The organism is Rhodococcus sp. 1R11, from assembly GCF_004563845.1.
Taxonomy (GTDB): domain Bacteria; phylum Actinomycetota; class Actinomycetes; order Mycobacteriales; family Mycobacteriaceae; genus Rhodococcoides.
In genome coordinates this window covers 403,257-418,315 of record NZ_SPNG01000004.1, presented here as the reverse complement: position 1 = coordinate 418,315, position 15,059 = coordinate 403,257, and the positions used below count along the sequence as shown (strand labels likewise).

13 protein-coding genes are annotated in these 15,059 nt (G+C 65.8%); 5 read left to right on the top strand and 8 right to left on the bottom strand.

Annotated features, from left to right (window positions below):
* Positions 1-270: 270 nt before the first annotated feature.
* Positions 271-954 carry a transcriptional repressor LexA gene (gene lexA / locus E4P29_RS09925; RefSeq protein WP_135044292.1) on the top strand — a complete coding sequence of 228 codons (684 nt, stop codon included), beginning with the start codon at positions 271-273 and terminating at the stop codon, positions 952-954.
* 80 nt (positions 955-1,034) lie between these two features.
* On the opposite strand, the gene E4P29_RS09920 is transcribed toward lexA, so the two are convergent.
* The 3 genes from E4P29_RS09920 to E4P29_RS09910 all read right to left on the bottom strand — a co-directional run bounded on the left by E4P29_RS09920 (position 1,035) and on the right by E4P29_RS09910 (position 5,361).
* Positions 1,035-2,177 carry an acyl-CoA dehydrogenase family protein gene (locus E4P29_RS09920; RefSeq protein ID WP_135044159.1) on the bottom strand — a complete coding sequence of 381 codons (1,143 nt, stop codon included), beginning with the start codon at positions 2,175-2,177 and terminating at the stop codon, positions 1,035-1,037.
* Between the two features lie 152 nt (positions 2,178-2,329).
* Positions 2,330-3,601, bottom strand: coding sequence for a solute carrier family 23 protein (locus E4P29_RS09915; RefSeq protein WP_209205354.1), 1,272 nt, complete (start codon positions 3,599-3,601; stop codon positions 2,330-2,332).
* Between the two features lie 20 nt (positions 3,602-3,621).
* Positions 3,622-5,361 carry a putative PEP-binding protein gene (locus E4P29_RS09910; protein ID WP_245154243.1) on the bottom strand — a complete coding sequence of 580 codons (1,740 nt, stop codon included), beginning with the start codon at positions 5,359-5,361 and terminating at the stop codon, positions 3,622-3,624.
* A 171-nt stretch (positions 5,362-5,532) separates the two neighbouring features.
* On the opposite strand from E4P29_RS09910, the gene E4P29_RS09905 reads away from it, so the two are divergent.
* From E4P29_RS09905 to E4P29_RS09890, 4 genes are read left to right on the top strand one after another with little or no spacing between them, the layout of a single operon-like run.
* Positions 5,533-6,300, top strand: coding sequence for a DeoR/GlpR family DNA-binding transcription regulator (locus tag E4P29_RS09905; RefSeq protein ID WP_135044155.1), 768 nt, complete (start codon positions 5,533-5,535; stop codon positions 6,298-6,300).
* Positions 6,297-7,307 carry a 1-phosphofructokinase family hexose kinase gene (locus E4P29_RS09900; RefSeq protein ID WP_135044153.1) on the top strand — a complete coding sequence of 337 codons (1,011 nt, stop codon included), beginning with the start codon at positions 6,297-6,299 and terminating at the stop codon, positions 7,305-7,307. The genes E4P29_RS09905 and E4P29_RS09900 overlap by 4 nt, the downstream gene beginning before the upstream one ends.
* A gap of 8 nt (positions 7,308-7,315) precedes the next feature.
* Positions 7,316-9,370: a fructose-specific PTS transporter subunit EIIC gene (locus E4P29_RS09895; protein WP_135044151.1), complete on the top strand. Its 2,055-nt coding sequence runs from the start codon at positions 7,316-7,318 to the stop codon at positions 9,368-9,370.
* A gap of 44 nt (positions 9,371-9,414) precedes the next feature.
* On the top strand, positions 9,415-9,672 hold the full coding sequence (locus E4P29_RS09890) for an HPr family phosphocarrier protein (protein ID WP_135044149.1): 258 nt from the start codon (positions 9,415-9,417) through the stop codon (positions 9,670-9,672).
* Here E4P29_RS09890 and E4P29_RS09885 read toward each other — a convergent pair.
* The 5 genes from E4P29_RS09885 to E4P29_RS09865 all read right to left on the bottom strand — a co-directional run bounded on the left by E4P29_RS09885 (position 9,669) and on the right by E4P29_RS09865 (position 14,943).
* A complete protein-coding gene (locus E4P29_RS09885; protein WP_135044147.1) occupies positions 9,669-10,772 on the bottom strand; it encodes a hypothetical protein in 1,104 nt (367 codons plus the stop codon). The genes E4P29_RS09890 and E4P29_RS09885 overlap by 4 nt on opposite strands.
* Positions 10,773-10,777: 5 nt before the next feature.
* Positions 10,778-12,316: a GTPase HflX gene (gene hflX / locus E4P29_RS09880; protein WP_135044145.1), complete on the bottom strand. Its 1,539-nt coding sequence runs from the start codon at positions 12,314-12,316 to the stop codon at positions 10,778-10,780.
* Positions 12,317-12,383: 67 nt separating this feature from the next.
* Positions 12,384-13,253, bottom strand: a complete 870-nt coding sequence (gene dapF, locus E4P29_RS09875; RefSeq protein ID WP_135044143.1) for a diaminopimelate epimerase — start codon at positions 13,251-13,253, stop codon at positions 12,384-12,386.
* A gap of 24 nt (positions 13,254-13,277) precedes the next feature.
* Positions 13,278-14,219, bottom strand: a complete 942-nt coding sequence (gene miaA / locus E4P29_RS09870) for a tRNA (adenosine(37)-N6)-dimethylallyltransferase MiaA (protein ID WP_245154242.1) — start codon at positions 14,217-14,219, stop codon at positions 13,278-13,280.
* The gene (locus E4P29_RS09865; protein ID WP_348539762.1) at positions 14,212-14,943 is read right to left on the bottom strand and encodes a hypothetical protein; all 732 of its coding nucleotides are present in this window, start codon (positions 14,941-14,943) and stop codon (positions 14,212-14,214) included. Before E4P29_RS09865 ends, miaA begins: the two co-directional genes overlap by 8 nt.
* Between the last annotated feature and the right edge of the window lie 116 nt (positions 14,944-15,059).

Genomic DNA, 15,059 nt, shown 5'->3' with positions numbered 1-15,059 from the left:
TCAACAGCTGATACACGCTAGATTCGTGTCAGAAACCACACGCCACACGAGTCGACATCATCAACTCCAGTCCGCGTGGATCGATACCGCGTAGACCGAATCCAGCCGCATCAGCAGGAGGCCGACAGCATGAAGGACGAGACCTCGACGAGGTCCATCACCGGTTCCAGTACGACGGGTTCCACGAAAGCTGGTTCCGCGCGAGCCGGATCCTCGACGGTCGGCAAGGCTGCGGCCGGAAAGCCGGCCGCCGAGCCGACCCCGAAGGCCATGGAGGTCGGCACCGACATCAGCGCAGGGCTCACCGAGCGCCAACGGAAAGTGTTGGAGGTCATCCGGGCCTCGGTCACCGAGCGCGGATACCCACCCAGTATTCGAGAGATCGGCGATGCCGTGGGCCTGACGTCGACGTCGTCCGTCGCTCATCAGCTTCGTACCCTCGAGCGCAAAGGGTTCCTGCGGCGCGATGCCAACCGCCCTCGCGCGGTCGACGTCCGTGGACTGGACGAGGTGCAGGCAGATCAGGCCGCGGCAGCGGTGGACGGTTCGGCAGCGTCCAACGAGCAGGATCGGTTGCCGACGCCGACGTTCGTGCCGGTTCTCGGCCGGATCGCCGCGGGTGGTCCGATTCTGGCCGAGGAAGCCGTCGAGGACGTGTTCCCACTCCCCCGCGAGTTGGTCGGTCAGGGATCACTGTTCTTGCTCAAGGTGGTCGGCGAGTCCATGATCGACGCGGCCATCTGCGATGGCGACTGGGTGGTGGTGCGTCAACAGTCCGTGGCCGACAACGGCGACATCGTGGCAGCGATGATCGAGGGCGAGGCCACCGTCAAGACGTTCAAGCGTTCCAAGGGTGAGGTGTGGCTCATGCCGCACAACCCATTGTTCGAGCCGATCCCGGGTAACAATGCCGCGATTCTCGGCAAGGTCGTCACCGTGATGCGCAAGCTCTGAACTCTGTTCGGACACAACGAAAGAAGGGCCGCAGCACAGGTGCTGCGGCCCTTCTCGTCGGTTCCGAACGATCGGCAGAATCAGAGATTCAGTCCACGACCGATGATCTCCTTCATGATCTCCGTGGTGCCGCCGTAGATGGTCTGTACCCGAGAATCCATGTAAGCCTTGGCAATCGGGTATTCCTTCATGTAACCGTAGCCGCCGTGCAGCTGGAGGCATCGGTCGATGAGCTTGACCTGGTTCTCGGTGGTCCACCACTTCGCCATGGCGGCTTCCTGCACGGTCAGCTTGCCGTCGTTGAGCAGTTCGATGAACTTGTCGACCATGATGCGGGTAGCGGTGGTTTCGGTAGCCAGCTCCGCCAACACGAATCGCGTGTTCTGGAACTTTCCGATCGACTTACCGAATGCCTTGCGATCGCGGCAGTACTGGATGGTCATCTCCAGTGCCGATTCCATGGCCGCAGCCGCGACGACGGCAATCGAGAGGCGCTCCTGAGGCAAGTTCTGCATCAGGTAGATGAAGCCCATGCCTTCTTCGCCGAGCAGGTTGGCGGCCGGAACCCGAACGTCGGTAAAGCTGAGTTCCGCGGTGTCCTGGGCCTTCATGCCGATCTTGTCCAGGTTGCGGCCACGCTCGAAACCGGGCATGTCGCGCTCTACGACCAGCAAGCTGAAGCCCTGGGCACCCTTCTCGGGGTCGGTGCACGCTACGACGACGATCAAATCGGCATTGATGCCGTTGGTGATGAACGTCTTCGATCCGTTCAATACCCAGTCGTCGCCGTCCCGAACGGCCTTGGTCTTGATCCCCTGTAGGTCGCTGCCGGTGCCCGGCTCGGTCATGGCGATCGCGGTGATCAGCTCACCGGAGCAGAATCCGGGAAGCCAGCGCTGCTTCTGCTCGTCGTTGGCCAACTCGATGAAGTACGGCGCGACGACGTCGTTGTGCAGAGTGAAGCCGATGCCGCTGTAGCCGCCGCGGGTGGTTTCCTCGGTGACGATGGCGTTGTAGCGGAAGTCCTTGACGCCGCCACCGCCGAACTCCTCCGGTGCGGCAGTTCCGAGGAAGCCCTGCTTGCCGGCCTCGACCCAGACGCCGCGGTCGACGATGTTCTGCTCTTCCCACTTCGCGTGATTGGGGGCTACGTGCTGTTCGAGAAACTTCCGGTACGACTCCCGGAACAGCTCGTGCTCGGGCTCGAAAAGTGTGCGTTCCACGCAGATCTCCTTGTTCGGTGCGCACCGTCGTCGACCGCGAGAAGGGGGGTCACAGCGCGGTCGTCGGTGCGACTGACGTCACGGTTCAACAGTACGTTTGCGGTGTACCGAGGGTCGATGACCAAAACGTGCGCGATCCGTGACCGCCCCTGCTAGCGTCGTCCATTCGTTCTGCCTCGGGCCAGCGCCGAGACGATCGGGTATCCGACGAGGATGCCCAGCGATCCCCAAGCGATTCCACCGAGTTCGACCGATCCGACGGAGAGCGTCAGGTCGCCGATGCCGGCGACGAGTGCTGCTGCGACGACGGTGAGGTTCACCGGATCGGTGAAATCCACTTTGGCATCGGTCCAGATTCGAACGCCGAGCAGTCCGATGAGTCCGTAGAGCACGAGTGTCGCTCCCCCGATCACACCGTCCGGGACGGTGAAGATCAGCGCACCGAACTTGGGCGAGAACGCCAACACGATCGCGGTGATCGCGGCAACCCAGTAGGCGGCGGTCGAGTACACGCGGGTAGCGGCCATGACACCGATGTTCTCGGCGTACGTGGTGGTTCCCGATCCACCAGCGGCCCCGGCGAGGGTGGTGGCCAACCCATCGGCGATCAGAGCGTCACCGGCCACGTCGTCGAGGTTCTTTCCGGTCATCGCCGCGACGGCTTTGACGTGTCCGACGTTCTCGGCGACGAGGACAATCACCACCGGCAGTGCTACCAGGATCACCGACAGCTCGAACGACGGGCCACGGAACTCGGGTAGCCCGACCCAGCTCGCGGCGCTCAGCGCGTCGAGTCGTGGTTGCGCGATACCACCGGTGACGGCGGCGAATACCCAGCCCACGACGACACCGAGCAGGATCCCGAGTCGGCCCACCAGTCCGGGACCGACGGCCGTCGCGAGGAGAATCGCCGCCAGGGTGACGGCCGCGACGAGCGGTTGCGCTTCGAACGAGGTCGTCGCGGCAGGGGCCAGATTGAGCCCGATCAATACGACCACCGCACCGGTGACGACGGGCGGCATCGCTGCGTCGAGCACCCGCGCTCCGGCGAACTTCACGACGAAGCCGATTGCAGCCAGCACGACGCCGACACACAGAACGGCACCGAGCTGCGCGGCGGGTCCGTCGGCTGCGGTCGCACCGAGCGGGGCCAGGAAGGCGAACGACGACCCGAGGTAGCTCGGTACCCGCCCGCGTGTGATGATCAAGAAGAGCGCAGTACCGATGCCCGAGAAGAGCAGCGTCGTCGAGACCGGAAACCCGGTGATGGTCGGAACCAACAGTGTGGCCCCGAACATCGCGACGACGTGCTGCATCCCGATGCCGACAGTGCGTGGCCACGACAAGCGTTCGTCCGGTGCCACCACCGCCCCGGCCTCGACGGTTTTTCCGTTTCCGTGCAGCGTCCAACCCATAGTTCTCATGATGGGAAGAGACTATTGCGTCACCCGAGGATCGCGCTCACTGCCTCACGGGCCGCGGCGGTGCTGTCGGTCCTCAGTGCAGCGGCGGCAGCGGCCTTGCACTGATCGAGGGTCACGGTCGCCAACTTGGAACCGACGTGGGCGACGGCGGCCGAGGCTGCGGACAACGACGTGATGCCCATTCCTACCAGGACACAGGCCAGCAGGGGGTCGGCGGCAGCTTCGCCGCAGACACCGACGGGCTTGCCCACCTTCGCGCCGGCCGCAGCAGTGTGCGCCACCAGTGCGAGGACGGCCGGTTGCCACGGATCGGTCAAACCGGCCAGCTGCGCCGACATCCTGTCGGCGGCCATCGTGTACTGCGCCAGATCGTTGGTGCCGATGGACAGGAAGTCCACGTGCTCGAGAATGTGCTCGGCGAGCAGTGCGGCAGCGGGAATCTCGATCATGACGCCCGGAGTCAGCCCGCGTTCGCGCACATCCGCGGCGAAGTCCTGTGCTTCCTGCGCGGTGGCGATCATCGGTGCCATCACCCACGGGGACGAATCGGTCGCCTTGGCTGCTGCGGCGATGCCGTCGAGTTGGCGGTACAGGATTCCGCGGTCGGCTTCGGCGATACGGATACCGCGGATGCCGAGCGCCGGATTGGCCTCGTCGGGGTGGTTGGCGAATCGAAGGGGCTTGTCCGAGCCGGCGTCCAGGGTGCGGACGACGACTTTCTTGCCTGCGAAGGCGTCGAGTACCTGGCCGTAGATGTCCGCCTGCTCGTCGACGGTCGGTTCGGAATCACGGTCCAGGAAGCACAGCTCGGTGCGGAACAAACCCACCCCGTCGGCTGCGCTGGAGCGCGCTGCGCGGGCACCGGCGCCGTCCTGAACGTTGGCGAGGATATCGACGGGATGGCCGTCGGCGGTGGTACCGGGACCGACCCACTGAGACACTCGGTCGAGTTCGTCGCGGGCAGAGACCACCGCAGCGCGGGCCGAGTCGGCGTCGGGTTCGAGTTCGATGCGGCCGCTGGTTCCGTCGACGGATGCGTGCGTACCGGCGGCGATGTCGTCGAGGCCGGCCACGGCGACGATGCACGGAATGCCGAGCTGGCGGGCGATGATCGCGGTGTGGCTGGTCGGACCGCCCAGTGAGGTGGCGAGGCCGACGATGAGGGTGGGGTCGAGGCCTGCGGTGTCGGCAGGTGCCAGATCGTCGGCGAACAGTACCGACGGTTCGGCCGGCACAGGAACTCCGGGCTCGGGAACACCGAGAATTTCGGCGATGACGCGATCGCGAATATCGCGCAGGTCGGTCACTCGTTCGGCCATCAATCCGCCGAGCTGGGTGAACATGGCGGCGAACTTCTCGGTCGCGGCAGCAGTTGCGGTGACGGCGGTGCTGCCCTTGGCGATCGAGGATCGTGCGACCCCGAGCCAACCTCGGTCCGATGCCATGGCCGCATTGGCCGACAGCACCTCCGACGCTGCCCCGGTCGCCAACTCTGCACGTCCGCGCAGCCGCATGGCGACAGCGTTCGCGGCCGAGTCGAAGATGTCCTTCTCCGCATCGCGATTCGCTTCGGCCACCTCACCGGTGTCGGCCGGGATGGCCGGACGGGCCCCGGGACGGATGACGGGTCCGTAGCCGACTCCGGGCACGACGGGCGTGCCCCGCAGTGTCGTGGACTCCGCTCCGATCGACGACGTCCCGTCTGCAGCTGGTGCTGCATCGGTGTGTCCGGTCGATGCGGTGCTGACCGATCCCGTCATGTGGTCCTCCTCGGATCCTGCGTGTACGTCTGTTCGTTCCGGATGTCAGATGAGTGTGCCGCACCTGGCTTCCCGATGGTGTTGTGACCGAGATTACTCCAAACCCTTGACATGTCAACACACACGGGCGTAAAACAACATAAAGCAACATCAACCGGGAAGGAGACGCAGGTGTACGCGGAGGAACGACAGCACGCCATCGCTGAGCTGATCAGCACGCAAGGACGCGTCTCCGTCAACGACCTGGCCGCCAACTACGGCGTCACCACCGAGACCGTGCGACGCGATCTGGCTACCCTCGATCGACTCGGAGTGGTACGCCGCGTGCACGGTGGAGCAGTACCCGCCTCGGCGCTGACCACACTCGAGCCGGGCGTCTCGGAACGAGAGTTCACCCGTGCAGACCAGAAGGACGCGATCGCAGCGGCTGCATTGTCGTTCCTCCCACCCGTCGGCGGCAGTGCAGTCTTCGATGCAGGCACCACCACCGGACGCCTGGCGGGACTGCTACCGCACGATCGCGAACTCACCATGGTCACCAACTCCGTACCGATCGCAGCCCGGGCCGCAACCATGCCGAGCATCAGTCTTCGATTGCTCGGCGGGCGTGTTCGAGGAACGACACAGGCCGCGGTGGGCGACGAGGCACTGCGCGCCCTCGAATGGCTGCGGGTCGACGTTGCATTCATCGGAACCAACGCCATCAGCGTCGGACACGGATTGTCCACCCCCGACAGCGACGAGGCCGCGGTCAAGCGCGCTATGGTCGACGCCGCGAACCATGTTGTCGTGCTGGCAGATTCGTCGAAGATCGGCCGCGAGCACCTGGTGAGTTTCGCTCGCGTGGACGCCATCGACGTCATCGTCACCGACAGCGACATCTCGAACGAAGACCGTAAACAACTCAGCAACGAAGGAATCGAGGTGGTGATCGCATGATGGTCACGCTCACGGCCAATCCGAGCATGGACCGCACGGTCACGCTCGAGGCACCACTGACCCGCGGCGGCGTGCACCGGGCGTCGTCCTCGGCCGTCGACCCGGGCGGCAAGGGCGTCAACGTCGCTCGTGTCATCGGCGGATCGGGAGTAGAGGCGCTCGCCGTCCTGCCGGCCAACGTCGGCGACCCATTACTCGACGCGATGTCCGCCAAAGGCGTCGATTACTCAGCAGTTCCGACGTCCGGACCGGCGCGCACCAACATCACCGTCAGCGAAATCGGCGGCACGACCACCAAGATCAACGAGCCGGGTGCCACGGTGTCGGAGCAGACACGCACCGAACTGCGAGACCGTATTCTCACTCTCGCTGTCGATGCCGAATGGGTGGTGCTGTCGGGTTCGCTTCCTCCCGGGCTGCCCGTCGACTGGTATGCAGAACTGGTTGTCGCCCTGCGCGCTACCACGGCCAAAGTTGCGGTGGACACGTCCGACGAGCCACTGCTCGCTCTCGCAGATCAGTTCCCTGAATCGGCACCCGACCTGATCAAGCCCAATTCGGAGGAACTCGCCCAACTCACCGGGTACGATTCCGAGGAACTGGAAAGCGCAGCGGCACAGGGCGATCCGTCGGCCGCCGTTGCCGCCGCAACGATTCTTCTCGGTCGTGGAATAGGCGCCGTACTCGCGACGCTCGGCAGCGCCGGAGCAGTCCTGGTCACCCCGGGCGGTGCCTGGTACGCCAGCCCTCCTCCGATCACCGCGGTCAGCACCGTCGGCGCAGGAGACTCCTCGCTGGCCGGCTACATTCTGGCCGACGTCGAGAACTGTTCCGACGCAGACAAACTTCGCCGCGCCGTCGCCTACGGAACGGCAGCCACCGCACTTCCAGGCACCACGCTTCCCCTGCCCGAGCAGACCCATCCGACTTCGGTGACGGTTCGCGCGCTCGACATCTCCACGTCCGTCACCCCGTCCACGCTCTCCCCTTCTTCGAACCGTCTCTAGGAGCCCCCATGTCCAGCCCCACCGAAGATCAGCCGATCATCGCCGAGGATCTGATCCTCCTCGACGCCGATCTGGGCGAATCGAAAGCTGCCGTCATCGAACGTCTCGCAGGCGTTCTGGCACACGCGGGTCGCGCAACCGACACCGACGCCTTGCGCGACGCAGCCCTTGCTCGCGAAGCTCAGTCGGCCACCGGCCTGCCCGGCGGCATCGCAATTCCGCACTGCCGTTCCGAGGCGGTCACGAGCGCCTCGCTCGGCTTCGCTCGCCTGAACCCCAAGGTCGACTTCGGTGCCCCCGACGGCCCCGCCGACCTGGTGTTCCTCATCGCTGCACCTGCCGGAGCCGGTTCGACGCACATGAAGCTGCTCTCGAGCCTGGCCCGGGCACTGGTCAAGCCCGAATTCGTCACCTCACTGCGCAACGCGTCCTCGCCCGCCGAGATCGTCTCGCTGGTCGACGGCGTCATCAACCCGGCCGCCAAGCCGGTTGCCGCAACCGCTGCAGCTGCGCCGGTCGACACCGCGAAGCACAGTGCGCCTGCAGCCACCCCCGAGACGGCAACAACCGCCTCGCCCAAGCACATCGTGGCAATCACCGCCTGCCCCACCGGAATTGCGCACACCTACATGGCGGCCGATTCACTCGTCGCCGCAGGTGAGCGCGCGGGCGTCACGGTGCACGTGGAGACTCAGGGCTCGAGCGGCAGCACTCCCCTGGACCCCGCACTCATCGCCGGTGCCGAGGCCGTCATCTTCGCCACCGACGTGGGCGTCAAGGGCCGCGAGCGATTTGCCGGAAAGCCGGTCATCTCCTCCGGCGTCAAGCGCGCCATCAACGAGCCCGACGTCATGGTCACCGAAGCGCTCCGCGCAGCTCTCAACCCGGATGCTGCCCGTGTCGGCGGCACGGCAGTCGCGGCCGGCTCCAACGACTCTGCCGGCGAACTCGGCTGGGGCACTCGACTGCGTCAGATCCTGCTGACCGGCGTCAGCTACATGATTCCGTTCGTCGCCGCCGGTGGCCTCCTCATTGCTCTCGGATTCCTGCTCGGTGGGTACGAAATCAAGGATGTCGCCGAAGACATCGTCGTGAACAACTCGCTGACCGCCCTGCCGGACGGCGGCATCCTCGCCTACCTCGGTGCAGTCCTGTTCCAGATCGGCGCGCTCTCGTTCAGCTTCCTGGTCCCAGCGCTCGCGGGCTACATCTCGTACGCCATCGCGGACAGGCCCGGTCTGGCACCAGGTTTCACCGCAGGTGCCGTGGCGGTACTCGTCGGTGCCGGCTTCATCGGCGGTCTCGTCGGTGGTCTCATCGCCGGCTTCGTCGCATTGTGGATCAGCAAGTGGAAGATCCCCGCGGTGCTTCGTGGTCTGATGCCGGTTGTCATCATCCCGTTGTTCGCCACACTCGTAGTCGGCGCCATCATGTTCCTGCTGCTCGGTAAGCCACTCGCCGCCATCACCAGCGGACTGACCAATTGGCTCAACGGACTCAGCGGTTCCTCGGTGATCATCCTCGGCATCATTCTCGGCCTGATGATGTGCTTCGACCTGGGTGGACCGGTCAACAAGGCGGCCTACGCATTCGCCACTGCAGGTCTCTCGGTCACCGACACCGCCTCACTGCGCATCATGGCAGCGGTCATGGCTGCCGGTATGGTGCCGCCCCTGGCCATGGCACTCGCCTCGACCGTTCGTTCGCGTCTGTTCACCGAGGCCGAGCGCGAGAACGGTAAAGCCGCCTGGTTCCTCGGAGCAGCATTCATCTCCGAGGGCGCAATTCCGTTCGCTGCCGCCGACCCGCTCCGCGTCATCCCCTCGATGATGGCCGGTGGCGCAGTCACCGGGGCCATGATCATGGCTTTCAACGTCACCCTCAGTGCGCCCCATGGCGGAATCTTCGTGTTCTTCGCCATTGGAAACCTGATCTGGTTCATCGTGTCTCTGGCCGTCGGCACCATCGTCTCGGCGTTCCTGGTCGTCTCGGCCAAGCAGTTCATCAAGGGCAAGAACGCACCGACCGAAGCCGAGCTCGATCCGGCACTCGCCACCGTCTGACACTCGCTACGATCGCAACGAACCCACTACGCAAGGAGCAGCACATGCCCAGCACCACAGTCGCCGTCGGATCCTCGATCGGTCTGCACGCTCGTCCCGCAGCACTGATCGCCGACGCCGTCGCCGAAGCCGGCGTGGACGTCACCCTCGCAGTGGCCGATTCGGAGCCGGTGGACGCCGGTTCGGCCCTGATGATCATGACGCTCGGTGCCACCAAGGGCACCGAAGTCACCGTCACCAGCGACGACCAAGCAGCACTCGACAAGGTCGCAGCACTCGTCGAATCAGATCTGGACGCCTAACCAGAGTGCATCGATCGCCGGACGGTGAATCCCACCGCTCCGGCGATCAGCACCACCCCGGCAGCGACGGCAGCTCGGAATTCCCATTCCGAGTCCGTCGCTGTCGTCGTCTGTGCAGGAGCCGCAGGATCAGAAGAATCAGGGGTCGGCGACGCCGGCGCAGCCGAGACGGGTGAGGGTGTCGACAGCTCCACCGACGTCAGGTTCGGAATCTGCAGAATGGGCGGCAGCGTTCCGTCGGTCGGTCCGAACCCGGCTTCCGACGCGAGCAGAACGGAACCGTCGTCCAGGAACGCCGCCGCCTCGCCCTGTGGCTGAGCCGGCAGCGCGACGACGGCTCGGGGTGAGGTGGGGTCGACCAGCGCGGACGCGACGTCCCCCGCGGGCGGACGGAACACGTACGCATCGGTGTACGTGCGCACCACGGCGGTCGAGCCGTCTGCACTCACCGCGCCACCGGTCGCCAGGATCGAGCCGACCACGAAGGGCGGCCCACCGGCCGTCTCGGTGGCCGTGAAGGCCAGTTCGCCGACCTTGCGCAGCGGCGTCGGACCGGGACTGCTCAGATCGGTGACGGATTCGTCTCCGGCAGGGACGTACACGCCGCTGACACCGGAGAGTTCCTTCGTGACCACGATCGGCCGACCGCCGGGTTCGATGAGCAATGTCTCGGCGTCGTGTGCGCCGTCCGGGTAGGTCAGACGATGCAGCTCCCCCGCGCCTGTTGCCGGGTCCATTCGCGTCAGTGCCACAGTGTCGCGGCGCAACTGATTGTCGCCGATGTCGGCCAACCACAGCGAGCCGTCGTACGACGCCATGTCCTCCACGTCGTACGGGTCGACGGGAACGTCGATCCAGCGCTGCACCGCACAGTTCCCATCGAGCACCGCGACCCGATCATCGGCACCGCTGTCGCCGATCCCGTATACGGTGCCGTCGAGCACCGTCGTACCGGACAGCTCTTCGAGCCCGGGATCATTTGGCAGACAGTAGGTCACGACGTCGGCTGGCTCGGCCGAAGCGGTCGATGCACCGGTCAGCACGATCGCCGTGCCGAGCGCAGCCGCGGCACCACCGCGCACCACTGCGCGCGGAATCACCGAACTCAGGCGCTGGGGACGGTCGCGGTGAACTCGACGAGTGCAGCCGCAAGTGATTGCGGCACACGAGCTTCGACGCGCGTGCCGTCCGCCTCGTGCGTCGACTGCACTATTCGGCCGTCGGTGTGGATCCGGGCGACCAGGTCGCCGCGGGTGTACGGGACGAGAACGTCGACCAACACATCGGGCTCGGACAGTATGTCGCCGAGGTGATCCCGCAGTGCATCGATACCTTCACCGGTCTTGGCCGAAACGAATCGCGCGCCGTCGAGCAGACCGCGCAACTGGGTCAGCTGAACCGGATCTGCGGCGTCGATCTTGTTGACCACCAACAACTCCGGCGGCATCTTCGCGTCCTGCTCGCGGACCACCTCGGTGATCACTTCGCGTACTGCCTTGATCTGATCGATCGGTAGCGGATCGGAACCGTCGACCACGTGCAGCAGCAGATCGGCGTCGGTCACTTCCTCCAACGTGGAGCGGAAGGCCTCGACCAGCTGGGTCGGCAGGTGCCGGACGAATCCGACGGTGTCGGTCAGCACGATGGCGCGGCCGTCTTCGAGCGTGGACTTGCGCGTCGTCGGATCGAGGGTCGCGAACAGCGCATTCTGAACCAGCACACCGGATCCGGTCAGCGCGTTCAACAAACTCGACTTGCCCGCGTTGGTGTATCCGACGATCGCGATCGACGGCACCGTGCCACTGAGCCGTTGCTCGCGTTTGGTGTCGCGCGCCTGCTTCATGCCTTTGATCTCACGGCGGAGCTTGGCCATGCGCTCACGGATGCGTCGGCGATCGGTCTCGATCTTCGTCTCACCCGGTCCACGCAGACCCACGCCGCCGTTGCTACCGGCGCGTCCACCGGCCTGACGCGACATGGATTCACCCCAGCCGCGAAGCCTGGGCAACATGTATTCCATCTGGGCAAAGGCGACCTGCGCCTTGCCTTCTCGTGACGTCGCGTGCTGCGCGAAGATGTCGAGGATCAGGGCGGTTCGATCGATGACCTTGACCTTGACGACCTTTTCCAGCGCATTCAGCTGGGCGGGCGTCAGCTCGCCGTCGCAGATCACGGTGTCGGCCCCGGTCGCGAGCACGATGTCGCGCAGTTCCTTGGCCTTGCCCGAGCCGATGTAGGTTGCGGCATCGGGTTTGTCGCGGCGCTGCATCAATGCCTCGAGCACGTCCGAGCCTGCTGTCTCGGCGAGCGCGGCGAGTTCGGTCATGCTGGACTCGGCCTGCGCCGCGGTACCGGTGGTCCATACTCCGACCAGTACCACGCGTTCGAGGCGCAGCTGCCGGTACTCGACCTCGGTGACGTCGGCAAGTTCGGTCGACAGCCCGGCGACTCGTCGCAGAGCAGTGCGCTCTTCGAGTTGCATATCTCCGGAGGACGGGGAGTCGTCGTCGAGAGGTGAGCGCGCCAGCCGCCTCGACCATGCATCGGATTCTTCGCGTGTCCATGCCGATGCGGTGTCGGGTGAACCGTCGGCATCATGGTCGACCGGTTCGCCCGCAGGTGATGTTTCATGTGAGTTCGTCATACAACTCCCATGATCCACGAAAAGCCCAGCGTGTGCACGCGGGTTTCGCTCGGAGCCGGCGCGCCGGTCAGGACTGACCGGCGAACCAACGGTTGTCGACCTCTCCTCGGGCGAGCAGTACCGACGGTCCACGCAGGGTTGCACCGACGTGATCGATGGACACTAGGACCCGGCCGCCGAGCACGCCGACGCTCACGTCTCCGGTCTCGAGCCCCTCGTAACTGAGCGCCGCAGCGGCGGCCGCGACGGTTCCGGTGCCACACGAGCGTGTCTCACCGACGCCGCGTTCGAAGACGCGCATCTCGACTGCGCCGTCGTCGAGCCGGGTCAGAATCTCGACGTTCGCACCGTGCGGAAAGAACTCGGTATCGAGAGTCGGCGGAGCAGTGAAGTCCAGTGCTCGCAACGCGGTGCGGTTCAGCGCGGGATCGACGCAGGCCAGATGCGGGTTGCCGACATCGACGCCGATCCCCTCGTACGGTGCACCGGCCAGGGTCGTCGAGCTCGAACCCATCAGGGTGACGTCGCCCATGGCCACGGTCACGTCGGCATCGGTCTCGTCGTACGAGTGCACCGTCACCGCACGTGCGCCTGCACGAGAGCCGACCACGAACTGGTCGCGCTGCTCGAGATCGTGGACTCGCACGTAGTGTGCGAAGACTCGGACCCCGTTTCCGCACATCTCGGCAATGGTGCCGTCGCCGTTGCGGTAGTCCATGAACCAGTCGTCGGCGTCGACGCCGGCCGGGATTCGATCGAGCACACCCGCGTCACGCAGCACCCCGGCGCGCGCGACGCGCAGTACCCCGTCGGCACCGATTCCCTGGCGTCGATCACACAGCACCGTAACAGCCGACCTGGTGAGTTCGAGCTCGGCACCGGGATCCGGCAGCACGACGAAATCGTTCTGCGTTCCGTGGCCCTTGGCGAATTCCATGTCGGCGAGTCTACGGGGGCCCACCTACGCGAGTTCGATCGCGGACAACGCATCCGACCGCAGGGTGGGCGATGCGCCGTCGAGCCACCGCACTCGTTCGTCGCGGCGGAACCACGAGCGCTGGCGGCGCACATAGCGCCTGGTACCGATGAACGTCCGCTCACGAGCATGGTCGACGTCGTACGTCCCGGCCAGCACATCGAGGGCCTGGGCATATCCGATCGCCCGTGAGGCCGTCACCCCGTCGCGCAGACCCAGATCCAACAGCCCTTCGACCTCGTCGAGCAACCCGGAATCGAACATGCGCCGAGTACGCAGATCGATCCGCTCGTCCAACTCTGTGGTGTCACGGTCGACGCCGAGCACCACCGTGCCCCAGCGTGGTTCACCGATGACGGGGGCAGAGGCCGCGAAAGGCCGACCGGTCAATTCGACCACTTCCAGGGCCCGCACCATCCGCCGTCCGTCAGTGGGCAGGATCGACGCGGCGGCCTCGGGATCGACATCCGTCAGAGCGTGGTGGATGGCGTCGATTCCGTCGCGTTCGAGCACCGCCTCCCACTTGGCCCGCACGACCGGGTCCGTGGCGGGAAAGGCCCATTCGTCGAGCAACGATTGGACGTACATCATCGAACCGCCCACGATGATCGGCCGGCCGCCACGCGACCGGATGTTCTCGACGTCGGCGACGGCAGCCGCTTGGTAGCGCGCCACCGTCGCGATATCGGTGACCTCGAGCACATCGAGCTGATGGTGCACGATGCCGCGGCGCTCCGACACGGTCAGTTTCGCGGTACCGATGTCCATCCCCCGGTACTGCTGCATCGCGTCGATGTTGACGATCTCCCCGCCCAGCTCCTCGGCCAGATCCAGCGCCAGGTCCGATTTGCCCGCGGCAGTCGGTCCGATCACCGCCACCGGTGTCGTGGCCCGATCTTCGGCGGTCGACCCGGTTCCGTCAGCCACGGGACCAGACTCCAACGAAGTACCCGACACCGAACGGTGCGCCTCGATACAGCTCGGTCGTCGAGACGGCATCGGTTCCCGCTAGTGCAGCGAGCATCTGCCATGCCGGTCGGCCCCGAACACCGACGGCTGCGCAGAGGCCCTCGTCGAGCTCCGCGAGGGTGCCCACGTCGGCCGTGGCAAGCGCATCGTCGATGCGACGCTGCAGGTCCGAGGCGCGCGAATCGAACGACCCCGGAGCCTTCGGGGTGAGGGTGTTCGCGCCGTCTGCCAGCACCAACACTCCCCACCTGTCGTCGGACGCGTCGAGTTCGCGGCGCAGTTCCATCCCGGTCCGCGAGCACCACTGCGCGCTCGCGTCTGCACCTACTGTGCGGACTTCGACGGCCCTGTCGGGCGCCGCCGCACCGCGCAGCCAACCGGCGAGGAGCACCGCGAGCGGCAACTCGGGATCCGGCCCGGACCGTGCCGGCGAGCCGGACAGCCGCACCTCAACATCGACGCCGTACCCACGCATGGTGCCGACCGTCGTCTCGTCGTATCGCCCCTCGCCGTCGTCGACTCCGACCGCGAGCCATCGGTCGGCCACCGAGGACAGCTGCTCGACGGCAGAGACAGCAGCGGCCCGAAGGTCGGCTGCCTCGGCGGCTGCCCGGCCCATCAGTTCGGGGACCAGTAACGGCGGAGAGGGCACCAGGGCCGCGACGCAGAACACACGTATCACGCTAGTCGTCGACGCGACATGGCCGGACGAGTCCACCTCGAACCGTCTGAGCTGTTTCAATGGTCCGATCGGTCGTCACCGAGTTCAATGGTGTCCAGATCGCGATCGTAGGCAGC

Excerpts from the sequence above, each read along its gene's own strand:
- lexA (WP_135044292.1), top strand. The coding sequence starts at position 271 with ATGGAGGTCGGCACCGACATCAGCGCAGGGCTCACCGAGCGCCAACGG.
- E4P29_RS09915 (WP_209205354.1), bottom strand. The coding sequence starts at position 3,601 with ATGAGAACTATGGGTTGGACGCTGCACGGAAACGGAAAAACCGTCGAG.
- E4P29_RS09910 (WP_245154243.1), bottom strand. The coding sequence starts at position 5,361 with ATGACGGGATCGGTCAGCACCGCATCGACCGGACACACCGATGCAGCA.
- E4P29_RS09900 (WP_135044153.1), top strand. The coding sequence starts at position 6,297 with ATGATGGTCACGCTCACGGCCAATCCGAGCATGGACCGCACGGTCACG.
- E4P29_RS09895 (WP_135044151.1), top strand. The coding sequence starts at position 7,316 with ATGTCCAGCCCCACCGAAGATCAGCCGATCATCGCCGAGGATCTGATC.
- E4P29_RS09890 (WP_135044149.1), top strand. The coding sequence starts at position 9,415 with ATGCCCAGCACCACAGTCGCCGTCGGATCCTCGATCGGTCTGCACGCT.
- hflX (WP_135044145.1), bottom strand. The coding sequence starts at position 12,316 with ATGACGAACTCACATGAAACATCACCTGCGGGCGAACCGGTCGACCAT.
- dapF (WP_135044143.1), bottom strand. The coding sequence starts at position 13,253 with ATGGAATTCGCCAAGGGCCACGGAACGCAGAACGATTTCGTCGTGCTG.